This is a genomic window from Streptomyces sp. (assembly GCF_031178505.1).
GTDB lineage: Bacteria > Actinomycetota > Actinomycetes > Streptomycetales > Streptomycetaceae > Streptomyces > Streptomyces gulbargensis.
Genome location: NZ_JAPSIW010000699.1, coordinates 1 through 3,671 on the forward strand (window position 1 = coordinate 1; position 3,671 = coordinate 3,671).

A 3,671-nucleotide genomic window follows, 5' to 3' on the forward strand; every position below is an offset into this window, starting at 1 on the left:
AGCGGAAGTTCGGGCCCTCGATGACGGCCTTGGCGTGCAGCTTGTCGACGAGCACCTTGACGACGAAGTCCGCCGGGGACAGCTGCGAGAACTCGGCGGTGAACGGCAGCACGAGCACCGCGTCCACGCCGAGTTCGGCGATCAGTTCGGCCCGCCGGTGGTGCGGGGCGAGCAGCGGCGGGTGGCTGCCGGGGCGCACGACCTCGGAGGGGTGCGGGTCGAAGGTGACCACGACGGAGGGGATGCCGAGTGCACGGGCGCGCTCGACGGCCCGCCCGATGATCAACTGGTGCCCGCGGTGCACCCCGTCGTAGGAGCCGATGGTGACGACGCTGCGCCCCCAGTCCTGGGGGATGTCCTCCAAGCCACGCCAGCGCTGCACTGTGACCGCTCCTCGTCCGCCTGTTCGCCCTGTGCGCCCATTACGCAGGTCTAAGACTGCCATGCCCGCGGTCCTCGCTCGGCATCGGCATGGAACTGCCGCCGCTCCGGGGGGCCGGAAGGGCCTGCGCGAGGAGCGCGGCGAAGGCGGGGCGGGCCTCGGCGAGGGCCGCGAGGAGGCTCTCGCAGCGGGCGGGTCCACCGGGCAGGCGCCCGTACAGGGCGGCCGTGCGCTCCAGGAGGGCCCGGGTGCGGGTGGCGGGCCGGCGGGCCGCGCCGAGGGCCGCCGCGACGATCAGGGCGTCCAGGACGGCGGGCTCCCCCGTCTCCGCCTCGTACGTCTCATGTTCCAGAAGTACGTCGAGGAGTTCGGCCCTCAGATGGCGTGAGGCGCCGGAGCCCGGGGCGGCGAGCACGGGGGCGAGGGCGCGCCGGACGGCGGCCGGGCGCCCGCGGATGAGCCCGGTGACGAGGGGATGGAGGACGGCCCGGGCGGTGGGGCCCTCCTCCAGGCGCCGGTCGACGTAGGCGGCGACGTGGGGGGCGCCCTCGGGGTGGCGGCCCGCGTAGTCGCGGACGAGGGCGGCGATGCGCCGGGTGAGGGCGGGGGTGTCGACGGCGGCGAGGGCGCGCAGCGCGGCGGCCGGGGTCTCCCCGGCGCCGGTGAGCCGTTCCCGGAAGGCGACGAGAACGAGTTCGGGGTGGGTGTCGAGGGCCCCGGTGAGGTCCTCGGCCGGGACGCGGGTGTCCGCGAGGGCGCGCGGCAGGTGGCGGGGGCGGGTCTCGGGGTCGCGGACGAGCAGGCCGAGCGCGAGGGGGTGGAGGGACTCGTCGGCGGGGCGGGCGAGCAGGGCGAGGGCGGCGTAGCGGAGGAGTTCGCGGTCGGCGGGGGCGGTGACGCGGGGGGCGAGCCGCCGGGCGTACGTGGCGGCGGCGGCGCGCCGTTCGGGTCGGCCGTCGTCGTGCGCCCAGCGGTCGACGGCGCGGCACAGCGCGGCGGGTTCGTCCTCGGCGAGGGCGTCGAGAAGGTCCTCGGCGAGCGGGTGGGCCGTGGCGACGAGGGCCTCGCACAGGTCGTCGACGGCGAGTGCCCGGTGGGTGTGGAGGAGGGCCTGGGCGGCGGTGGCGACCGTGGCGTCCGGGGTGGCGGGCAGGGGGCGGTCGTCGGTGAACCAGCGGCACAGGAGCGGCTGGACGCCCCGGGGGTCGGCGGCGAGGAGGGCGGCGACGGTGTCGAGGCAGCGTTCCCCGGCGGACCCGCCGGGTGGCGGGTCCGCGGGCACGAGCCGGCGCAGCAGGTCGATCCGCTCGTCCTCGCCCAGCGGCAGGCCCCGCCAGAACTCCGCGCCGAACCCCTCGTACACGGGGTGACGTCCCTGTCCGGCGCCGATCCGGTCGGCGAGCCGCCGCAGCACGGGCAGGTGCCCCCGCGGATCGCTCACGCCCCGCAGGGTCTCCCGCAGCAGCCGGGCCCCCCACCAGGCCCCGTCGGCGACGGGACCGGCGGGCGAGGGACCCGGGGTGGGGTCCGGTGACGGGGTGGCGAAGCGGTCCAGGGAGTCGGCGAGGGCCAGGAGGTGCGGGAGCAGGGCCGCCGGGCCCTGGGCGCGGTCGAGGCGCAGGAGGGCCTGGAGGACGGGGCCGATCCGGTGACGGGGAACGGGGAGGGGCGCGACGGCCGGTTCCCCGGGGGCGGGCTCGCCGGAGCGGGCGGGGAGCCGGAGCGGGGCCTTCTCGTGCCAGCGGTGGACCAGGGCGTGCAGGGCGCCGCCGACGTCCAGATGGGCGGCCTGCAGCCAGTCGGCCAGCTCCTCGTGGGCGAAGCGGTAGCCGGAGCCGGCGGGGACGAGGAGGCCCTCGGTGAGGACGGCCGAGGCCCAGCCGTCCCGCCACGGGAACAGTTCCTCGAAGGAGGCCCGGTCGAGGACGCCGTGCCCGGGGCCGAGGCAGCGGCGGGCCGCCTCGTGGACGCGGCCGGTGACCCGGGCGGCGAGGCGGCGGACGGCGGTGCCGCGCGGCAGGGGCCGGGTGCCGGCGGCGACGCGGACGGCGACCCGCAGGCACATGAGGTCCAGGTACGCGGTGAAGATCTCCTCGCGCCCCGGCCTGCCGGGGACGCCGCCCGGAAGCGCGGCCCGCACCTCGGCCAGCAGCCGCAGGGCCAGCGGGTGCCGGGCGTCCGCCTCCGCGAGGTCGCCGTCGCCGATCCCGTACGCCTGCCGGGCGGCCCGGGCCTCCGGCTCGGAGAGGTCGCCGACGGTGAGGACGGCCGGCGGGGAGCCGTACAGGCCGGCGGCCTGCTCCCAGTGCTCGGGGCGGCAGGCGAGGACGAGCCGGACGTCGTGGGTCCGGAGCCACTGTTCGCCCGCGGCGGTCCACTCGGGGAGCCGGTGGGCGAGGGCCGGGGGCATCTCCTCGGGGCCGTCGAGGAGGACGAGCAGGGGCCGGCCGGCCGCGCGGGCGAGGGCGGCGCAGCGCTCGGGGCCGGCGGTGGCCGGGTCGCCGGCCGTGCCGGAGGCGGCGACGATCCGCCCGGCCTGGTGCAGGGCGCGGCCGACGGCGTCGGCGAGGGACCGGTCCTCCGCGCGCAGGTCGGCCCCGCGCAGGCGCAGCGTGGGGGCGGGGGCGGCGCCCTCCGCGCGGCGGGCGCAGAGAGCGGCGAGCGCGGTGGTCCGTCCGCTGCCGGGAGGGCCGACGACGGCCAGGACCCGGGTGTCCCGGCCGGTCTCGAACCGGGTGAAGGCGCGGGTGCAGGCGGGCCGTTCGACGGGTTCGGGCCAGGGGCCGGGTTCCCGCGCGGGGCCGGTGGCGGTGGCGGTGAGTTCCAGGACGGCGGCGAGGTTGAGGTCGGGGCCGTAGGCGGGGACGGTGGCCGCGTTGCGGCGCAGGAGCGCGGCGAGCGGGCCGTGGGGGCGCAGCGGCACCGCGTGGCCCGCGGCCCGCGGGTCGCCGTGCAGGGCGGTGCCGAGCACGCCGAGGACGGTGCCGGTGGCGGCGTCGAGGACGGGGCCGCCGGTGGCGTACCCGCCGAGGCGGAGGATTTCCGTGCCCTCGGTGCCGATGGCGAGTTCGAGGGCGTCGGTGAGGGCGTGGCACCGGCCCCCTGCGGGGTACGTGACGGCGGCGGGGCCGAGGACGCGGGCCTCGCGCCAGCCCTGCGCGGCGATCCGCACGTACGTGCCGGGTTCGGTCTCGGGGCGGGTCGCGAGCGGCAGGGGGCGGACGCCGAGTCCGTGGGTCCTCACCAGGGCGAGCCCGTGCTCGGGGAGGGGGGTGACGGCGTCGGCGCC

General features: G+C 78.9%; 1 protein-coding gene and 1 pseudogene. Both read right to left on the reverse strand.

What is annotated here, in order from left to right:
- Positions 1–382: pseudogene (locus RIF68_RS30730) on the reverse strand (bifunctional riboflavin kinase/FAD synthetase); the annotation flags it as partial.
- A 40-nt stretch (positions 383–422) separates the two neighbouring features.
- On the reverse strand, positions 423–3,671 hold a 3,249-nt coding region (locus tag RIF68_RS30735), incomplete at its 5' end, for a serine protease (protein WP_309054546.1).